General features: G+C 66.3%; 20 protein-coding genes. 14 read left to right on the forward strand and 6 right to left on the reverse strand.

The window, feature by feature from the left end; genetic code table 11:
- Window positions 1-73: 73 nt before the first annotated feature.
- From ACXJJ9_RS12800 to ACXJJ9_RS12825, 6 genes are all read right to left on the reverse strand, one after another.
- A complete protein-coding gene (locus ACXJJ9_RS12800) occupies window positions 74-1,486 on the reverse strand; it encodes a replicative DNA helicase (protein ID WP_310052786.1) in 1,413 nt (470 codons plus the stop codon).
- 296 nt (window positions 1,487-1,782) lie between these two features.
- Window positions 1,783-2,235: a 50S ribosomal protein L9 gene (gene rplI, locus ACXJJ9_RS12805; protein WP_457097544.1), complete on the reverse strand. Its 453-nt coding sequence runs from the start codon at window positions 2,233-2,235 to the stop codon at window positions 1,783-1,785.
- Between the two features lie 116 nt (window positions 2,236-2,351).
- Window positions 2,352-2,582: a 30S ribosomal protein S18 gene (gene rpsR, locus ACXJJ9_RS12810; RefSeq protein WP_031372470.1), complete on the reverse strand. Its 231-nt coding sequence runs from the start codon at window positions 2,580-2,582 to the stop codon at window positions 2,352-2,354.
- Window positions 2,583-2,593: 11 nt separating this feature from the next.
- Complete coding sequence (gene rpsF / locus ACXJJ9_RS12815; RefSeq protein ID WP_310052797.1) at window positions 2,594-3,013, reverse strand: 30S ribosomal protein S6; 420 nt, start codon at window positions 3,011-3,013, stop codon at window positions 2,594-2,596.
- A gap of 156 nt (window positions 3,014-3,169) precedes the next feature.
- On the reverse strand, window positions 3,170-4,930 hold the full coding sequence (locus ACXJJ9_RS12820; protein WP_457097545.1) for a DUF885 domain-containing protein: 1,761 nt from the start codon (window positions 4,928-4,930) through the stop codon (window positions 3,170-3,172).
- Window positions 4,931-5,015: 85 nt separating this feature from the next.
- Window positions 5,016-5,357: a HesB/IscA family protein gene (locus tag ACXJJ9_RS12825; RefSeq protein ID WP_457097546.1), complete on the reverse strand. Its 342-nt coding sequence runs from the start codon at window positions 5,355-5,357 to the stop codon at window positions 5,016-5,018.
- Between the two features lie 162 nt (window positions 5,358-5,519).
- On the opposite strand from ACXJJ9_RS12825, the gene asnS reads away from it, so the two are divergent.
- From asnS to sbcB, 14 genes are all read left to right on the forward strand, one after another.
- A complete protein-coding gene (gene asnS, locus ACXJJ9_RS12830) occupies window positions 5,520-6,920 on the forward strand; it encodes an asparagine--tRNA ligase (RefSeq protein ID WP_457097547.1) in 1,401 nt (466 codons plus the stop codon).
- A gap of 43 nt (window positions 6,921-6,963) precedes the next feature.
- On the forward strand, window positions 6,964-7,272 hold the full coding sequence (locus ACXJJ9_RS12835) for a hypothetical protein (RefSeq protein WP_457097548.1): 309 nt from the start codon (window positions 6,964-6,966) through the stop codon (window positions 7,270-7,272).
- Window positions 7,269-7,586 carry a hypothetical protein gene (locus ACXJJ9_RS12840; RefSeq protein ID WP_457097549.1) on the forward strand — a complete coding sequence of 106 codons (318 nt, stop codon included), beginning with the start codon at window positions 7,269-7,271 and terminating at the stop codon, window positions 7,584-7,586. The genes ACXJJ9_RS12835 and ACXJJ9_RS12840 overlap by 4 nt, the downstream gene beginning before the upstream one ends.
- 2 nt (window positions 7,587-7,588) lie before the next feature.
- Window positions 7,589-8,215: an FMN-binding negative transcriptional regulator gene (locus ACXJJ9_RS12845; protein ID WP_457097550.1), complete on the forward strand. Its 627-nt coding sequence runs from the start codon at window positions 7,589-7,591 to the stop codon at window positions 8,213-8,215.
- 4 nt (window positions 8,216-8,219) lie between these two features.
- Window positions 8,220-9,008 carry an SDR family oxidoreductase gene (locus ACXJJ9_RS12850; protein WP_457097551.1) on the forward strand — a complete coding sequence of 263 codons (789 nt, stop codon included), beginning with the start codon at window positions 8,220-8,222 and terminating at the stop codon, window positions 9,006-9,008.
- 11 nt (window positions 9,009-9,019) lie between these two features.
- On the forward strand, window positions 9,020-9,316 hold the full coding sequence (locus ACXJJ9_RS12855; protein WP_310052806.1) for a PilZ domain-containing protein: 297 nt from the start codon (window positions 9,020-9,022) through the stop codon (window positions 9,314-9,316).
- A 41-nt stretch (window positions 9,317-9,357) separates the two neighbouring features.
- On the forward strand, window positions 9,358-10,809 hold the full coding sequence (locus ACXJJ9_RS12860) for an aldehyde dehydrogenase (protein WP_457097552.1): 1,452 nt from the start codon (window positions 9,358-9,360) through the stop codon (window positions 10,807-10,809).
- Window positions 10,806-11,471, forward strand: a complete 666-nt coding sequence (can, locus tag ACXJJ9_RS12865; protein ID WP_457097553.1) for a carbonate dehydratase — start codon at window positions 10,806-10,808, stop codon at window positions 11,469-11,471. The genes ACXJJ9_RS12860 and can overlap by 4 nt, the downstream gene beginning before the upstream one ends.
- Window positions 11,468-11,908: a RidA family protein gene (locus ACXJJ9_RS12870; RefSeq protein ID WP_457097554.1), complete on the forward strand. Its 441-nt coding sequence runs from the start codon at window positions 11,468-11,470 to the stop codon at window positions 11,906-11,908. Before can ends, ACXJJ9_RS12870 begins: the two co-directional genes overlap by 4 nt.
- 4 nt (window positions 11,909-11,912) lie before the next feature.
- Window positions 11,913-12,443, forward strand: a complete 531-nt coding sequence (locus ACXJJ9_RS12875) for a 3-hydroxyanthranilate 3,4-dioxygenase (RefSeq protein WP_457097555.1) — start codon at window positions 11,913-11,915, stop codon at window positions 12,441-12,443.
- 22 nt (window positions 12,444-12,465) lie between these two features.
- On the forward strand, window positions 12,466-13,485 hold the full coding sequence (locus ACXJJ9_RS12880; protein WP_310052814.1) for an amidohydrolase family protein: 1,020 nt from the start codon (window positions 12,466-12,468) through the stop codon (window positions 13,483-13,485).
- Between the two features lie 53 nt (window positions 13,486-13,538).
- Window positions 13,539-14,825, forward strand: coding sequence for a kynureninase (gene kynU, locus ACXJJ9_RS12885; protein ID WP_457097556.1), 1,287 nt, complete (start codon window positions 13,539-13,541; stop codon window positions 14,823-14,825).
- Entirely contained in the window at window positions 14,818-16,176 is a 1,359-nt protein-coding gene (locus tag ACXJJ9_RS12890) for an FAD-dependent oxidoreductase (RefSeq protein WP_457097557.1), read from the forward strand. Before kynU ends, ACXJJ9_RS12890 begins: the two co-directional genes overlap by 8 nt.
- 76 nt (window positions 16,177-16,252) lie before the next feature.
- Window positions 16,253-17,695: an exodeoxyribonuclease I gene (gene sbcB, locus ACXJJ9_RS12895; protein WP_457097558.1), complete on the forward strand. Its 1,443-nt coding sequence runs from the start codon at window positions 16,253-16,255 to the stop codon at window positions 17,693-17,695.
- Window positions 17,696-17,701 lie beyond the last annotated feature (6 nt).

Below are 17,701 nucleotides of genomic sequence, written 5' to 3' on the forward strand. Positions count from 1 at the left end.
CGATGCTCCTGTGGGAAGGATCCATCCAACCTGCGCCGGGCGCCGTTATTGGCACGTCAAACCACCCGGAGGCCTATTCGAAGCTGCCCACCGAATCGTGGGACAGGTTGTCGAAGCGCGTGTACTCACCGAAGAACTTCAGCTTGACCGACCCGGTGGGACCGTTACGCTGCTTGCCGATGATGACTTCGGCCAATCCCTTGTCCGGCGAGTTTTCCTTGTTGTAGTAGTCGTCGCGGTAGATGAAGACGATGACGTCGGCGTCCTGCTCGATTGCGCCCGATTCGCGCAGGTCGGCCATCACCGGGCGCTTGTCGGCACGCGTTTCCAGCGAGCGGTTGAGCTGGGACAACGCAACCACCGGCACGTTGAGCTCCTTCGCCAGCGCCTTGAGCGAGCGCGAGATCTCGGAGATTTCTGTCGCGCGGTTTTCGCTGTTGCCCGGAACCTGCATCAGCTGCAGGTAGTCGATGACGATGAGGCCGAGGTCGTGCTCGCGCTTGAGCCGGCGCGCCTTCGCGGCCAGGGCCACCGGCGACATCGCCGGCGTATCGTCGATGAAGATCTTGACGTCGCGGAGCATGCGGATCGCGCTGGTGACGCGGCTCCAATCCTCGTCTTCGAGCTGGCCGGTGCGCAGGCGCGTGGCATTGATGCGACCAACCGACGAGATCAGGCGCAGCGCCAGCTGGCTGGCGGACATTTCCATCGAGAACACCGCCACGGCCTTGCGCGTCTTCAGCGCGCCGTATTCGGCCATGTTCAACGCCAGCGTGGTCTTGCCCATCGACGGACGCGCCGCAAGGATGATCAGGTCGGTGGGCTGCAGGCCCGCGGTCATCTCGTCGAATTCGGTGTAGCCGGTCGGCAGGCCGGTGACGCCGCCGCCATTGGCGTAGCGCGTCTGCAGTACGTCGAAGGCTTCCGACAGCGCCTTGTTGACCGCGGTGAAATCCTGCTTGCCGCGCGAGGCGCCCTCGGCGATCGCCAGGACCTGCTTCTCGGCTTCCTCCAGTATTTCGCTGGTATCGCGGCCCTCGGGCATGAAGCCCTCGTTGACGATGTTGGTGCCGACGTCGATCAACTGCCGCAGGACCGCCTTGTCGCGGACGATCTCGGCGTAGGCCGTGATGTTGGCGGCGGACGGCGTCGTGCTGGCCAGTTCGATCAGGTAGGCGCCGCCGGCGACCTGCTCGCTCAGGCCCATCGATTCGAACCACTCGCCGAGCGTCACCGCGTCGTAGGGGCGGTTTTTTTCCGCCAACTCGCGGATGGCGCGATAGATCAGCTGGTGGTCGCGGCGGTAGAAGTCGTTGTCGGTGATGCGATCGGCGATGCGATCATAGGCGTCGGGGGCCAGCATCAGGCCGCCGAGCACGGCCTGTTCGGCTTCGATCGATTGCGGCGGTATGCGGAGTTGTTCTACGCGCTGGTCGCGGCGCGTCTGGAAAGCAGGATCGGGGCGCATGCCCTGGCGCGCGCTCATCAGTGCGGTGACTCCCCTGTGCGGGCCGTCGTCGCGGCCCGGTTCTTGTAGGTGTTCGGGTGGTTGGTGCGGATGAAGCTCGCGGGCCATCCTAGTCGTCCCGTGCGCGATGCGTTGCAGACAACTCTGTGGATAACCGGTGGGAATCTCAGAAGCTGCGACCCGACCGCCCGCATGCATCCAAGGTATTCGTCCTCGCCGACGAACGGCCGGGACGGCCAATCTGCCTCGCTTCCGGTCCGGCAAAAAGAAACGGGCGCCTTTCGGCGCCCGTCCCAGGATCTTGCCGTCGCGGCTTAGGCGACTTCGCCGACCACGATGACCTTGACCGTTGCGTCGATGTCGGCGTGCAGGTGCACCACGACTTCGTGCTCGCCGGTGCGGCGCAGCGGGCCTTCGCCCAGCACCACTTCCGACTTCTCGACCTTGTGGCCGTGCTTGGTCAGCGCCTCGGCGATGTCGCGCGGGCTGATCGAGCCGTACAGCTTGCCTTCGGTCGAGGCATTGGCGGTGAGGGTGACTTCCACGCCTTCCAGCGCGGCCTTGCGGGCTTCGGCGCCGTCGAGCTGGGCCTTGGCCTTGGCTTCGTATTCGGCGCGCTTGGCTTCGAATTCAGCCAGGTTGGCCGTGGTGGCCGGCACGGCCTTGCCCTGCGGGACCAGGAAGTTGCGGCCGTAACCCGGCTTGACGTTGACCTTGTCGCCGAGCTTGCCGAGGTTGGTGACGTTCTGCAGGAGGATCAGTTGCATGGTGTTGCTCCGTATTCGTTAGCGAGGCGCGCGGCCCCGCAGCGGATGCTGTCCGAATGACAGGTGAGGCTGCCCCCACCCCAAACCTCCCCCGCAAGCGGGAGAGGGAGTCAGGATCAGGCGTTGTGGTTGTCGGTGTACGGGATCAGGGCCAGGAAACGGGCGCGTTTGACGGCCGTGGCCAGCTGGCGCTGGTACTTCGACTTGGTACCGGTCACGCGGCTCGGCACGATCTTGCCGGTCTCGGTGAGGTACTGGCGCAGGGTGTTGAGATCCTTGTAATCGATCTCCTTGACGCCCTCGGCCGTGAACTTGCAGAACTTGCGGCGACGGAAAAACTTGGACATGTCAGTGCTCCTTAGGCGGCTTCGGCTTCGTCAGCGGCGGAGTCGGCATTGCCGATCGCGCTGTCGCTCTCATCGTCACGGCGACGACGCTCGGGCTTGTCGCCCTTCTCGTCCTTGAACTTCATGATCAGGGACTGTTCGGTGTCGGCCGCGTCGCGCTTCATGACCAGGTGGCGCAGCACCGCATCGTTGAAGCGGAAACCGTCGACCAGCTCGTTCAGCACGCTCTGGGTGCACTCGATGTTGAGCAGGACGTAATGGGCCTTGACCAGGTTCTCGATCGGATAGGCCAGCTGGCGGCGGCCCCAGTCTTCAAGACGGTGGACCTTGCCCTCGCCGCCCTCGATGAGCGACTTGTAGCGCTCGATCATGGCCGGCACCTGCTCGCTCTGGTCCGGATGGACCAGGAACACGACTTCGTAATGACGCATGTTTTGTTTCCTTGTGGATGCCAGGACGCGGATGCGCCCCGGACAGCCCCCCGAACGGCCGGGATGGCCGTGGTGGAGCAAGGTCTCCCGGCGACCGAAGCCGCGGGAGCCAGAAAGTATGGCAGGTTCAAGGGCTTAGGTGCAAACCGCCCCGCCCTACCCCTTGCGGGCGGCGATCCAAGCGTCGATATGCCGTTCCAGCGCCTGCAGCGGCACCGAACCGGTCGAAAGCACCTCGTCGTTGAACTCCCTCACGTCGAAGCGTTCGCCCAACTGGGCCTTGGCCCGGGCCCGGAGCTCCGAGATCTTGAGCTGGCCGACCTTGTAGGCCAGCGCCTGCCCGGGATCGCCGATATAGCGGTCGATCTCGTTGACGATGTCCTGGTCGGTCTTCGGGGCGTTGTCCTTGAAGAAGGCGATCGCCCGCTCGCGGCTCCAGCCCTTGGCGTGCATGCCCGTGTCCACGACCAGGCGCACGGCGCGCCACATCTCGTAGGCCAGCTGGCCCATGCGGTCGTAGGGATCGTCGTACAGGCCCATGTCGAAACCGAGCTGCTCGGCGTAGAGCCCCCAGCCTTCGCTGTAGGCCACGAAGTAGGCGGTGCGGCGGAACATCGGCGCATCGGGCAGTTCCAGCGAACGTGCGAACTGGAAGTGGTGGCCCGGCACGGCCTCGTGCAGCGACAGCGGCATCATTTCCCAGGTCGGCCGCACCTCGGGCTTGAACAGGTTCACGTAGTAGAAGCCGGCGCGGCTGCCGTCGGAGGCGCCTGCCTGGTAATACGCCGTGGTGGTATCCGGGGCGATGTTGTCCGGGATCGGCCTGACGCCATAGGGCTGGCGCGGAATGATCCTGAACGCCTTCACCAGCTCCGGGTCGATGCGCTTGGAGATGTCGCGGTAGTGCGTGAGCAGCGCTTCGGGGGTCTTCTCGAAGAAACGGGGATCCGTGCGCAGGAACGTGAAGAACTCCGGCAGGGAGCCCTTGAAGCCGACTTCCGTCTTGATCTTCTCCATCGCGGCGCGGATGCGCGCGACTTCCTTCAGTCCGAGCGCATGGATCTGGTCCGCGGTGAGGTCGGTCGTCGTGTAATAGCCGGCCAGGTAGTCGTAATAGGCCTTGCCGTTGGGCAAGTCGGCCGCGGCGATGGAGTCGCGCGTTTTCGGCAGGTACTCGTTGTTGAAAAAGGTCTCGAGCGTGCGATACGCGGGCACGACGCGGTCGCGGATGACGCGCTGCGCCTCGGCCTGCAATCCGGCACGGTCGGCCTGCGGGACGCCGTCGCGGAACTTCTTGAACGCGCCGTAGAACGGACTCCGGGTCGGATCATCGACGATCTGCGCCGCGATCTGCCGCGGCACGCGCTGCATCAGCACCTTGGGCGGCATGCTGCCGGCCTTCACGCCTTCGCGCATCAAGGCGATGGTCTGGTCGACGAGCACCGGCAAGGCGTCCATGCGCTTGAGCCAATCGCGGTAGTCCTTGGTCGTCGCGAACGGCAGCACCTCCGCCACGCCGTCCAGGGTCTGGACCCCGCCCTGGTGCCCGAGCGGTTGCAGCCAGGTCCGGAACTTCTGCCTTTCCACGCTTTTTTCCTGCAGCCACAGGAAGGTGTCGTAGTTCAACTGCTCGGCGGGCGACAAGGCATTGCGGTCGATGGCGCGAATGCGCGCCAGGGCCGCACGGTCCGCAGCCTCGCTGGCCTGGATCGCGGCGAGGCTCACATCGGACCAACGGTCGTTGTAGCGCGCATCGCCCTGGTAGCTGGCGTTGACGGGGTTCTCGCGCAGGCCGCGTTCCCATTCCTGGTCGAAGAGCTGGTGCATGGCCCGCGTCGCGTCGGTGGACTGCGCCTGCGTGGGCGGCGCGGCGAACGCGACCAGCATCGCCGCGGCCGCGGCAAGGTTTCGGATCATGAGCAACTCCCCGGATGTCGACGCCGGAGTCTAGCGCGGCGCCTGCGCGCGCCACCCTGCCGAAGGTTGGGAGTGGCGACCGCGCTCAGGCGGCGCGGTCGGCTTCCGTGGTGAAGCTCTCGCCACAGCCGCATTCAGCGCTGGCGTTGGGATTGCGGAAGACGAACTGCTCGCCGAGCCGCTGCTTGACCAGGTCGATCTCGGTGCCGTCCACCATCGGCAGGCTCACCGGATCGACATAGATCCGCACGCCGTCCTGCTCGAACACATGGTCCCCCTCGCGCTGGTCCTTGGCCAGGTCGGCGAAGTGCTGCCAGCCCGAGCAGCCCGTCCGGGTCACGCCGAAGCGCAGGCCGATCGCGTCGGGCGCCTCGACCAGGTAGCGCTGGACACGGGCAAGAGCGGCGGGAGCGAGGGTGACGGCCATGGGTACTCCAAGGTGGTGCGGGAATTATAAGTCGTGCAGTTCCGTGCGTCGCCGCTATCAGCCGCGCGCGGCAGCAAGCAAGCTGCGGTTATTCACTTTACCCACGGGCGGGTAAACTCCCCGCTTTCCCCATATCGGCCCGCGGCGGCCAGGATTCAAGGCATGACGGTGGTCAGCGTCGAACATGCGCTCGCAGGCAAGCTGCCTGCCGGCGGCGAAGTCACGGTCCGCGGCTGGGTACGTACCCGACGCGATTCCAAGGCCGGGCTGAGCTTCGTCAATGTCAGCGACGGCTCCTGCTTCGCGCCGATCCAGGTCGTGGCGCCCAGCACCCTGGCCAACTACGAATCCGAGGTGAAGCACCTCACCGCCGGTTGCGCCGTCATCGCCACCGGCACGCTGGTGCAGTCGCAGGGCCAGGGCCAGGCTTTCGAGATCCAGGCCTCGAAGCTCGAAGTCGTCGGCTGGGTCGAAGACCCCGAGACCTACCCCATCCAGCCCAAGGCCCACTCGCTGGAATTCCTGCGCGAAGTCGCCCACCTGCGTCCGCGCACCAACCTGTTCGGTGCGGTGACGCGCATTCGCGACTGCCTGGCCAAGGCCGTGCACCGCTTCTTCCACGAGCAGGGCTTCTACTGGATTTCTACCCCGATCATCACGACGTCGGACGCCGAAGGCGCCGGCCAGATGTTCCGCGTCTCCACGCTGGACGTGGCCAACCTGCCGCGCGACGGCAAGGGCAACGTCGACTTCGGCCGCGACTTCTTCGGCAAGGAAACCTTCCTGTCGGTGTCCGGCCAGCTCAATGTCGAGGGTTACTGCCTCGCGCTGAGCAAGGTGTACACGTTCGGCCCGACGTTCCGCGCCGAGAACAGCAACACCTCGCGCCACCTGGCCGAGTTCTGGATGATCGAACCGGAAATCGCCTTCGCCGACCTCACCGAGAACGCGAACCTCGCCGAAGCGTTCCTGAAATACCTTTTCCGCGCCGTGCTCGACGAGCGCATGGACGACCTCACCTTCATTGCCGAACGCGTCCAGCCCGACGCGATCACGCGCCTGGAGGCCTWCATCAACGCACCGTTCGAGCGCATCGATTACACCGATGCGATCTCGTTGCTGCAGAAGTCGGGCAAGAAGTTCGAATTCCCGGTGGAATGGGGCCTGGACCTGCAGACCGAACACGAACGCTGGCTCACCGAGGAACATGTCGGCCGCCCCGTGGTGGTAATGAACTACCCCGAGCACATCAAGGCTTTCTACATGCGCCTCAACGACGACGGCCGTACCGTCGCCGCGATGGACGTGCTGGCGCCGGGCATCGGCGAGATCATCGGCGGTTCGCAGCGCGAGGAACGCCTGGACCTGCTCGATGCACGCATGGCGCAGTTCGGCCTGGATGCCGCCCACTACGGCTGGTACCGCGATTTCCGCCGCTACGGCACGGTGCCGCACGCGGGCTTCGGCCTCGGCTTCGAGCGATTGGTGGTCTACGTCTGCGGCCTGAGCAACATCCGCGATGCGATTCCGTATCCGCGTGCGCCGGGCAGTGCGGAGTTCTGATCCCGGCCGTCGCGCCCACCACGGCTGGAAGTGAACACCCTGCATGATCCTGTTCTTTGCCCTGCTCTTCGTCGCCACCGCCATCGCCGGCGCGTGTGCGTTCGTGATCTTCTGGCCGCTGTCGCTGGTGCATATCCGCGACCGGCATCCGGCGATCGGCGCCAAGCTCGGCACCGGCGCCTTCCTCAATCCCGCCGCACTGGGTTGGCTGCTGCGCGGCGGTTACCGGGAAGCCAACGACCGCAACCTCACCGGGCTCGCCTCGCCAGCACGCATCTCGCTGCTGACGATCATCATCGCCCTCATCCTGGCCGGCCTGCTGTGGGCCCTGTCGACGGTGGTTTCCGCATGAGCAGCATTCCCGAAGGCGCACACGACGAATGGTGGCTGGCCACGCTCGGCCGCACCGTGATCTGGGCGCGCCTGCGCGTACTGGAAGCCGGCACGGCGGAAGTCTTCGACAGCGATGGCGCCACCCTGCCCTACGACAGCGAGGACACCGCGCGCGCGTCGCTGATGGATGCCGAATTCGTCGCCCTGGATGGGCTCGATGAGGACGATGCGGCCGAGCGCGGCTTCGCGCTCGCCGAACTGGTCCCGCCCCAGTCCGACGATGACGACACGCTGCGTACCCTGATGATCCAGAAGCTGGCGCCGCGCCACTGAGCATGTACCGGCCCGCCTCCTTCGTCGAAACCGATCTGGCGGCGCTCGATGCGCTGATCGAGCGCGACAACTTCATCACCCTGATCACCGTGCGCGATGGCGTGCCCACGGTGAACCACTTGCCGGTGCTCTATCACCGCGATGGCGACTCGGTCCGGCTGCGCGGCCACTGGGCGCGCCCGAATCCGCAGGCGAGGCACGCCGGTCCCGCCACCGTGGTGGTGCATGGCCCGCACGCTTACGTATCGCCGTCGTGGTATCCCGACAAGGAAGCCGAGGCGCGCGTGCCGACCTGGAACTACGCCGTCGCGCACCTGGCCGGAACGCTGGAGACCTTCGACGACGAGGCCTCGCTGGCCGCACTGGTCGACGACCTCAGCCACCAGCACGAGGCCCGCGTTGGTCGCGACTGGCGCTTCGAATACGGACGCGACGACCACCGCAGCCAGCTGCGGGGCATCATCGGCTTCCGCTTCCACGTCGACACCGCTTCGCTGAAATTCAAGCTCAACCAGAACCACCCGGTCGCCAACCGCCTCGCGGTTGCCGGACAGCTCGAAACGCAGCAACGCGAGGACAGCCGCGACATCGCCGCGCTGATGCGCGCCCGCACCCCACTGGAAACCTGAAGCCATGGATCTCAACCTCAACGGCAAGCACGCGCTCGTCTGCGGCGCCAGCCAGGGCATCGGCCTCGCCACGGCGAAGGCCTTGGCCGAACTCGGTGCCGACGTCACCCTGCTCGCCCGTCGCGCCGACGTGCTGGAGCAGGTCGCCGCACAGTTGCCGCGTCCGCGCGCATCGCAGGCCCATGGCTGGATCACCGCCGATACCGCTGATCTCGAGCGCCTGCGCGCACAGGTCGAAGCGCTGTGCGCCGGCAAGCCCGTGCACATCCTCGTCAACAACAGCGGTGGCCCGCCGCCGGGGACCGTCCGGGGCGCGGAAATCGCCGCCTTCGAAGCCGCCTACCGCCAACACCTGCTCGCCAACCACGTGCTCGCCGAAGCCGTACTGCCGGGCATGGAGCGCGACGGTTACGGCCGCATCGTCAACGTCATCTCCACGTCCGTGAAAGAGCCCCTGCGCGGCCTGGGCGTCTCCAATACCACGCGCTGGGCCGTAGCGAGCTGGGCCAAGACCCTGGCCACCGAAGTCGCGGCAAAGGGCATCACCGTCAACAACGTGCTGCCGGGTTCGACCGAAACGCCGCGCATCGAGCAGATCATCGAATCCACGATGGCCAAGACCGGCCAGGACCGCGACGCGGTCTACGCGAAGATGGCGGCGGAGATCCCCATGGGCCGCTTCGCCAGGCCCGAGGAAACCGCGGCGGCCATCGCCTTCCTGTGTTCGCCTTCGGCGTCCTACATCACCGGCGTCAACCTGCCGGTCGATGGCGGACGTACCCGCTCGCTCTGACCGGACCTCCCATGAACGCCATAGCCCCGAGCGAACGCCGTGACGGCGACCGCGTGCCCTACGCCTCACGCGTGATGATCGTGCGCGGCGAGTCGGCCTGGTTCGCGCAACTGCTGGATCTGTCCGAGGGCGGCTGCGGCGTTTTCCGCCCGGACGGCTGCGAACTGCGGGAGGACGAAGTCGTCCGCCTGTTCTTCTACCAGGACACGGAAACCAGCGCGGTGATCGTTCCCGCCCGCGTGGCCCGCATCGATGGCGTGCGAATCGGCATCGAATATCACGAACCCCAGGCCATCCCCCCACGTTGAGTGGGGTGCCGTCGATACGCCCGGCCGGTTAAGCTTGGCGGATGCGTCTGACTCACTGGATTGGCGGTAAATCGCACGAAGCGGCCGATGGCCGCTGGCTGGAAGTATTCGATCCGGCCACGGCGAAACCCTTTGCTGAAGTCGCCCGCGGCACCGCCGGCGACGTGGAAACCGCCATCGCCGCGGCGCAGGGCGCGTTTCCTGCCTGGTCGGCATTGCCCACCACGGAACGCGCGCGCTGGCTGGAAAAGCTCGCCGACGCGCTTGAAGCCAGGCTGGAGGATTTTGCCCACGCCGAATCGCGCGATGGCGGCAAGCCGATCCGCCTGGCACGCGAAGTCGAAATCCCCCGCGCCATCGCCAACCTCCGCTTTTTTGCCCACGCCGCCACGCAGTTCGCCAGCGAGTCGCACCATGGCCAGGCCGGGCTGAACTACACGCTGCGTTCGCCATTGGGCGTCGTCGCCACGATCTCTCCCTGGAACCTGCCGCTATACCTGTTCACCTGGAAGATCGCGCCGGCGTTGGCCGCGGGTAACACCGTGGTCGCCAAGCCGTCCGAAGTCACGCCGGTGACAGCGACGATGCTGGGCGAACTGGCGGCCGAAATCGGCTTCCCGGCAGGCGTGCTCAACATCGTGCACGGGCTGGGGCCGGAAGTGGGCGAACCCCTGGTGACGCACCCCGACGTGAAGGCGATCTCGTTCACCGGGAGCACCGCCGTCGGCAAGCGCATTGCCACGATGGCCGCGCCGTTGCTCAAGAAGGTTTCGCTGGAACTCGGCGGCAAGAACCCGACCCTGGTATTCGCCGACAGCGACTGGCGCGCGCAGCTCGATACGATCGTGCGTTCCGCCTTCCAGAACAGCGGCCAGATCTGCCTGTGCGGCTCGCGCATGCTGGTCGAGCGCCGCATCTACAACGAATTCCGCGATGCGCTGGTCGAATGCGCCGTGGCCCTGCGTGTCGGCGACCCGATCGACGAGGACAACAACCTCGGGCCACTGGTGTCGCAGGCCCATTTCGACAAGGTCATGGCCGCCCTGGCACGCGCGCGCGACGAAGGCGGCCATGTGCTGTGCGGTGGCAACGCGCTGGATCGCCCGGGCTGGTTCGTGGCACCGACCGTGATCGAGAACCTCGGCCCGGATTGCGCCAGCAACCGCGAGGAAATCTTCGGCCCGGTCGTGACACTGCAGCCCTTCGACAACGACGACGAAGCCGTACAGCTGGCCAATGCCGGCGATTACGGCCTCGCGGCCTCGGTGTGGACACGTGACCTGGGTCGCGCCCATGGCGTCGCCGCGCAACTGCGCATCGGCATGGTGTGGATCAACACCTGGCTGATGCGCGACCTGCGCACGCCCTTCGGTGGCACCGGCGCTTCCGGACTCGGTCGCGAAGGCGGCATGGAAGCCATGCGTTTCTTCACCGAACCCAAGAACGTGGGCATTGCCCTTGCGCCTGCAACCACCGGAGCCTCGCGGCGATGACGACACTCGACGAACTGCTGCGCAACAACCGCGAGTGGGCGGACAGCGTGCGCCGCGAAGATCCCGCGTTCTTCAAGCGCCTTTCGCAGCAGCAGGCGCCGAAGTACCTGTGGATCGGCTGCTCTGATTCGCGCGTACCCGCCAACCAGATCCTCGGGCTGGCGCCGGGTGAGGTGTTCGTCCACCGCAACATCGCCAATGTCGTGGTGCACGCCGACCTCAACTGCCTGTCGGTGATCCAGTTCGCCGTGGACCTGCTCAAGGTCGAGCACATCCTCGTGGTCGGCCACTACGGCTGCAGCGGTGTGCATGCCAGCCTGACCGGCAGGCGCGTCGGGCTGGCCGACAACTGGCTGCGGCACGTGGGCGATGTCGCCCAGAAACACATGGTCCTGCTAGACGAGGTCGAAACCGATTCGATGAAGCATGCCCGCCTGTGCGAGCTGAACGCGATCGAGCAGGTAGTCAACGTCTGCCAGTCCACGATCGTGCAGGACGCCTGGGCGCGCGGTCAGCCGTTGTCCGTGCACGGCTGGGTGTACAGCCTGCTCGACGGCCGCGTGCGCAACATGGGCATGGACGTATCCGCGCCGGAGGAACTCGCCGGCGCCTACGAAACCGCGCTGGAGCGGCTGAGCGGAAAGCGCGGAGAAGACGAATGAGCGATGTCATCCGGGCCAGCGCAGCGCCCAAGCCTGTCGGCACGTACCCGCACGCGCGCCGCGTGGGCGACCTGCTATTCCTGTCCGGCATCGGCCCGCGCGATCCGGCGACCAATGCGATTCCCGGCAATGAATATTTTGCCGACGGCCGCGTGCGCAGCTACGACATCACCACACAGACCCAGGCCGTGTTCGCCAACGTACGCGCTGTGCTCGAAGCCAGCGGCGCCTGCTGGGAGGACCTGGTTGACGTGACCGTCTACCTCACCGACATGGCGCGCGACTTCAAGGCCTACAACACGGTCTGGGCCGAATACTTCCCCGACATCGACACTGCGCCTTGCCGCACGACGCTGGGGATCACCGCACTGCCGACGCCGATCGCGATCGAACTCAAGTGCACCGCCGTGGTTCGTGCCGACAACAGCCAGGATTAAGCCCATGCTGCCCGCCCCGTTGAACCTGCAAGCCTGGATCGAGGAACACCGCCACCTGCTCAAGCCGCCGGTCGGCAACAAGTGCATCTACGACGGCGACTTCATCGTGATGGTGGTGGGCGGTCCGAACCAGCGCACCGACTACCACTGGGACGAAGGCCCGGAATGGTTCTACCAACTCGAAGGCGAGATGGTGCTGCGCATCCAGGAAGATGGTGCCGTGCGCGACATCCCGATCAAGGCAGGCGAAACCTTCCTCCTGCCGCCACGCGTCCCGCATTCGCCGCAGCGCATGCCCGACTCGATCGGCCTGGTAATCGAACGCAAGCGCCTGCCGCATGAACTGGACGGGCTGCAGTGGTTCTGCGAGCAGTGCAACGAAAAACTGTACGAAGAGTTCTTCCCGCTGAAGAACATCGAAACCGACTTCCCCGCCGTATTCGACCATTTCTACTCCTCGCGCGAACACCGGACCTGCCGCAGTTGCGGGCACCTGAATCCAGCGCCGTCGAAGTACGTAATGGCGGATACGTGATGCCGCACACCCGAGTTGCCTGATGCTGAAGATCGACACCCACGCCCACTACCTGCCGCGCGACTGGCCCGACCTCGCGCGCAAGTACGGCGACGACCGTTTTCCGGTCATCCACCATACCGACGACGGCCGCCATCGCATCTACAAGGACGGCAAGTTCTTCCGCGAGATCTGGTCCAAGACCTGGGACGCGCAGGAACGCATCGACGACTACGCCCGCTTCGGGGTGCAGGTGCAGGTGATCAGCACGGTGCCGGTGATGTTCAGCTACTGGGCGAAGCCGCAGCACGCGCTGGAACTGCACCAGTCCCTCAACGAGCACATGGCCGACACCTGCCGCAGTTACCCGCGCCACTACGCAGGCATTGGCACGGTGCCGCTGCAGTCGCCTCGACTGGCCGTGCAGGAGCTGGAACGCTGCATGGACCAGCTCGGCCTCCAGGGCGTCCAGATCGGTTCGCACATCAACGACTGGAACCTGGACGCGCCGGAGCTGTTCGAGTTCTTCGAGGCGGCGAGCGAACTGGGCGCCGCGATCCTCGTTCACCCCTGGGACATGATGGGCACGCCGTCCATGCCGAAATACTGGCTGCCCTGGCTGGTGGGCATGCCGGCGGAGCAGTCGCGCGCGGCGTGCTGCCTGGTGTTCGGCGGCGTGATGGAGCGCCTGCCGAAGCTCAAGATCTGCCTGGCGCATGGCGGCGGCAGCTTCCCGTACACCATTGGCCGGATCGAACACGGATTCAACATGCGCCCCGACCTGGTCGCGACCGACAACCCGCGCAACCCGCGCGAGTACCTTGAACGTTTCTACTTCGATTCCTGGGTCGCCGATCCCCGCGCGCTGCGCTACCTGCTCGACACCTGCGACGTTTCGCGGGTCATGCTCGGCACCGATTACCCCTTCCCGCTCGGCGAGCAGACCCCGGGCGCGGGCATCGAAGCCCTGCAACTGGGCCAGGCCGAGCAGGCACGCCTCTACCACGGCACGGCGCTGGAATGGCTGGGCCTGTCCAAGGCCCGCTTCGACGTCACGCCCTGAATGAAGCGTCGCTTCGCTTCGAACGAACCAGTGCGGACACGCACGAGCCCACGATGACCGATCTGTTTTCCCTTGCCCACGCCGACGCACTCGACGCCGCCGATCCACTGCGCGGCCTGCGCGACGAGTTCCTGATCCCGAAACACGAAGGCCACGACCAGGCCTACTTCTGCGGCAACTCCCTCGGCCTGCAGCCGCGCGGCGCGCGTGCCCACGTCGAGGAAGTGCTGAACAAGTGGGCGATGGAAGCCGTCGAGGGCCACTTCACCGGCAACGCGCAGTGGATGCCGTACCACGAACTGGTGCGCGAGCCGCTGGCGCGAGTCGTCGGCGCCCTGCCGTCGGAAGTCGTGGCGATGAATACGCTGACGGTGAACCTGCACCTGATGATGGTCAGTTTCTACCGGCCGACGCGCGAGCGCCCCGCCATCCTGATCGAAGCCGGGGCGTTCCCCTCCGATCGCCACGCGGTCGCATCGCAGGTGTTGTTCCACGGCTTCGATCCCGATACCGACCTGATCGAACTGGAGGCCGACGAACCCAACGGCACCATCTCGATGGCCGCGATCGCGCGCGCCATCGCCGAGCATGGCCATCGCCTCGCGTTGGTGCTGTGGCCGGGCGTGCAGTACCGCACCGGGCAGGCGTTCGACCTGAAGGAAATCGCGCGCCTCGCGCATGCGCAGGGCGCGAAGTGCGGCTTCGACCTGGCCCATGGCGTCGGCAACCTGCAGCTCGAGCTGCATGACAGCGATGCCGACTTCGCCGTGTGGTGCCACTACAAGTACATGAACTCCGGTCCGGGTGCCGTGGGCGGCTGCTTCGTGCACGAGCGCCATGCCAGTACCGACAAGCCGCGCTTCGCCGGCTGGTGGGGCCACGACGTCAGCACGCGTTTCCGCATGGGGCCGCAGTTCGTCCCGACTGCGGGTGCGGATGGCTGGCAGTTGAGCAATCCGCCGATCCTCGGACTGGCACCATTGCGCGCCTCGCTCGAACTGTATGACCGGGTCGGCATGCAGGCACTGCGCGAGCGTTCGCGGCGCCTGACCGGTTACCTCGAAAAACTGATCAACGCGCGCCTGGGCGAAACGCTACAGATCGTCACTCCGGCGGACCCGCAGCAGCGCGGCTGCCAGCTTTCGCTGCGCGTCATCGGTGGCCGGGGCATGACGGGTAGAAGCGCTGGCCGCGCCCTGTTCGGATACCTGCAAACCAACGGCGTGCTGGGCGACTGGCGCGAACCCGACGTGATCCGCATCTCCCCCGCCCCGCTCTACAACACCCACAACGACGTGCTTCGCTTCGCGCAGGCCGTGGAGAACTGGCGTCATGGCTGAACGTCGCATCACGATCGTCGGAGCCGGCCTCGCCGGCGCGCTGCTGGCCACCCTGCTCTCGCAGCGCGGGTGGAAGGTGGATGTCTACGAAAAACGTGGCGATCCGCGCTTGCAGGGCTATGGCGGCGGCCGTTCGATCAACCTGGCGCTGGCCGAGCGCGGCCGCCATGCACTGCGCATGGCCGGTGGCGATGACGAAGTGATGGCGCAGGCGGTGATGATGCGCGGCCGCATGGTGCATTTCCTCGATGGCCGCACCGACCTGCAGCGCTATGGCAAGGACGACAGCGAAGTCATCTGGTCGGTGCATCGCGGCGAGCTCAACCTGATCCTGCTCGACCTCGCCGAGGGCGCAGGGGCCACGCTGCACTTCCAGCGCGGCCTGGCGGACGTCGACTTCGACAGCCGCACCGCACGCTTCAGGGACGACCGCGACGGCAGCCTGCATGAAACGGCCTTCGATTCGCTGGTCGGCGCCGACGGCGCCGGGTCTGCCCTGCGCGCCGCGATGATGAACGTGGCCGACCTGGGTGAGCGCACCGAATTCCTCGGCCATTCGTACAAGGAACTGGAAATTCCGCCGTCGGCCGAAGGCGGATTCAGCATCGAGCCCAACGCCCTGCATATCTGGCCGCGCGGCCGTTACATGTGCATCRCATTGCCGAACGACGAACACACCTTCACCGTCACCCTGTTCCTGCCGAACGAAGGCGATCCCAGCTTCGCGACGGTAAGGAATGGCACGGATGCTCGGGCGTTGTTCGAACGCGACTTCGCCGATGCGGTGCCGCTGATTCCGAACCTGCAGCGCGACTTCGAACAGAACCCCACCGGCCTGCTGGCAACGCTGTACCTGGACAACTGGCGGATCGACGATCGGGCCGTGCTGCTCGGGGATGCCGCGCACGCCATGGTGCCGTTCCATGGCCAGGGCATGAACTGCGCTTTCGAGGACTGCGTGGCGCTGGCGAACCACCTGGAGCGCAACGCGGATCGCGCCGCGGCCTTCGCCGCCTTCCAGGACGAGCGCCTGCCGAACGCGCGCGCAATCCAGCAGATGGCGCTGGAGAACTACCTGGAGATGCGCGACCGCGTCGACGACGAGGATTACCTGCTGCAACGCGCGCTCGAGCGGACCCTGGCCGAACGCCACCCCGACCGCTTCGTGCCGCGCTACGCGATGGTGACGTTCCGTCGCCTCCCGTACGCGATGGCGTTCGAGCGTGGGCAGCTGCAGCGCGAGCTGCTGGTGGAGCTGACGCGGGGCCATGCGTCGCTGGACACGCTGGACTGGGGCGCGGTCGATGCCGTCGTCCGCGAGCGCCTGAAGCCCTTGCCGGTGGAAGCCTGACTTCCACGGCCAGCCGCCCCTCTTCCTGTCGCGCCGTTCTCAGCCCCTGAGACCGGCCCGCGCTATAGCGTCGCCCATGCCTGCCAGCTTCCTGTTCTACGACCTCGAGACCTTCGGCGCGGACCCGCGTACCACCCGCATCGCGCAATTCGCGGCAATCCGCACCGATGCCGACCTCAACGAAACAGAAGAGCCGGTCAACATCTTCGTCAGGCCCGCTGACGACCTGCTGCCTTCGCCGGCCGCCACGCTGATCACGGGCATCGCGCCACAGGCAGCACTGCGCGAGGGAATGAACGAAGCGCAGGCATTCGCCCTGATCTTCGATGAAATGGCACGTCCCGAAACCTGCACCCTGGGCTACAACTCGTTGCGCTTCGACGACGAATTCGTTCGCCATGGCCTGTTCCGCAATTTCTACGACGCTTACGAGCGCGAATGGCGTAGCGGCAATTGCCGCTGGGACCTGCTGGACGTGCTGCGCCTGGCCCACGCACTGCGACCCGAGGGCCTGGTCTGGCCGCAGCGCGACGACGGCTCGACCTCCTTCAAGCTCGAGCACCTGGCCGAAGCCAACGGCGTTCGCCTGGGCGACGCCCACGAAGCGTTGTCGGACGTGCGCGCGCTGATCGGGCTCGCACGCAGGTTCAAGCAGGCGCAACCCCGACTGTGGGAATACGCGCTGAAGCTGCGCGACAAGCGTTTCGCCGGGAGCCTGATCGATGTTGCCTCGATGACGCCGGTGCTGCATGTCTCACAGCGCTTCCCCGCCAGCCGCCTGTGCGCCGCACCGGTCGCGCCGCTGGCCCGGCATCCGCGCATCGACAACCGGGTGATCGTGTTCGACCTGGGACAGGACCCGTCCGCCCTGCTCCGTCTGTCGCCGCAGGAAATCGCCGATCGCCTGTACACACCCGCGGCCGACCTGCCCGAAGGCGAGGAACGCATCGCGCTCAAGGAAATCCACCTCAACCGCTGCCCGGCGCTCGTCGCATGGGACCACCTGCGCGCTGCCGACTTCGCGCGCCTGCGGATCGATAGCGCCGAAGTAGCACAGCGCGCCGCGATGCTGCGCTCGGCGGGTCCAGCGCTGGCCGAGAAAGTCCGCCAGGTGTTCTCCCGGGAACGCGACCGCGTCCCCTCCGATGTCGATGCCTCGCTCTATGACGGCTTCATGGGCGACGGCGACAAGCGTGTGTTCGCGGAAGTACGCGCCACCCCGCCCCAGGCCCTGGGCATGAAGGCGTTCGGTTTCCGCGATGCGCGCCTGCCGGAACTCCTTTTCCGCTATCGCGCCCGCAACTGGCCGGACACGCTGTCGACGGATGAACGGGCGCAATGGAACGACTACCGCCGCCGGCGCCTGCGTGATGGAGGCGGCTTGTCCGAATACAGCTTCGAATCTTTCCGCGCCGAAATCACGGCGTTGCGGACGGCAAACGCCGGTGACGGTGCCAAGCAGGTGCTGCTGGACCAGTTGGACACCTGGGGCCTGGAGATCGAGGCAAGCCTCGCCTGACAGCGG

It is taken from the genome of Lysobacter sp. P5_B9, from assembly GCF_054049835.1.

Coding starts and splice junctions, on each gene's coding strand:
- ACXJJ9_RS12800 (WP_310052786.1), bottom strand. CDS start 1,486: ATGAGCGCGCGCCAGGGCATGCGCCCCGATCCTGCTTTCCAGACGCGC.
- rplI (WP_457097544.1), bottom strand. CDS start 2,235: ATGCAACTGATCCTCCTGCAGAACGTCACCAACCTCGGCAAGCTCGGC.
- rpsR (WP_031372470.1), bottom strand. CDS start 2,582: ATGTCCAAGTTTTTCCGTCGCCGCAAGTTCTGCAAGTTCACGGCCGAG.
- rpsF (WP_310052797.1), bottom strand. CDS start 3,013: ATGCGTCATTACGAAGTCGTGTTCCTGGTCCATCCGGACCAGAGCGAG.
- ACXJJ9_RS12820 (WP_457097545.1), bottom strand. CDS start 4,930: ATGATCCGAAACCTTGCCGCGGCCGCGGCGATGCTGGTCGCGTTCGCC.
- ACXJJ9_RS12825 (WP_457097546.1), bottom strand. CDS start 5,357: ATGGCCGTCACCCTCGCTCCCGCCGCTCTTGCCCGTGTCCAGCGCTAC.
- ACXJJ9_RS12835 (WP_457097548.1), top strand. CDS start 6,964: ATGATCCTGTTCTTTGCCCTGCTCTTCGTCGCCACCGCCATCGCCGGC.
- ACXJJ9_RS12840 (WP_457097549.1), top strand. CDS start 7,269: ATGAGCAGCATTCCCGAAGGCGCACACGACGAATGGTGGCTGGCCACG.
- ACXJJ9_RS12845 (WP_457097550.1), top strand. CDS start 7,589: ATGTACCGGCCCGCCTCCTTCGTCGAAACCGATCTGGCGGCGCTCGAT.
- ACXJJ9_RS12850 (WP_457097551.1), top strand. CDS start 8,220: ATGGATCTCAACCTCAACGGCAAGCACGCGCTCGTCTGCGGCGCCAGC.
- ACXJJ9_RS12855 (WP_310052806.1), top strand. CDS start 9,020: ATGAACGCCATAGCCCCGAGCGAACGCCGTGACGGCGACCGCGTGCCC.
- ACXJJ9_RS12860 (WP_457097552.1), top strand. CDS start 9,358: ATGCGTCTGACTCACTGGATTGGCGGTAAATCGCACGAAGCGGCCGAT.
- can (WP_457097553.1), top strand. CDS start 10,806: ATGACGACACTCGACGAACTGCTGCGCAACAACCGCGAGTGGGCGGAC.
- ACXJJ9_RS12870 (WP_457097554.1), top strand. CDS start 11,468: ATGAGCGATGTCATCCGGGCCAGCGCAGCGCCCAAGCCTGTCGGCACG.
- ACXJJ9_RS12875 (WP_457097555.1), top strand. CDS start 11,913: ATGCTGCCCGCCCCGTTGAACCTGCAAGCCTGGATCGAGGAACACCGC.
- ACXJJ9_RS12880 (WP_310052814.1), top strand. CDS start 12,466: ATGCTGAAGATCGACACCCACGCCCACTACCTGCCGCGCGACTGGCCC.
- kynU (WP_457097556.1), top strand. CDS start 13,539: ATGACCGATCTGTTTTCCCTTGCCCACGCCGACGCACTCGACGCCGCC.
- sbcB (WP_457097558.1), top strand. CDS start 16,253: ATGCCTGCCAGCTTCCTGTTCTACGACCTCGAGACCTTCGGCGCGGAC.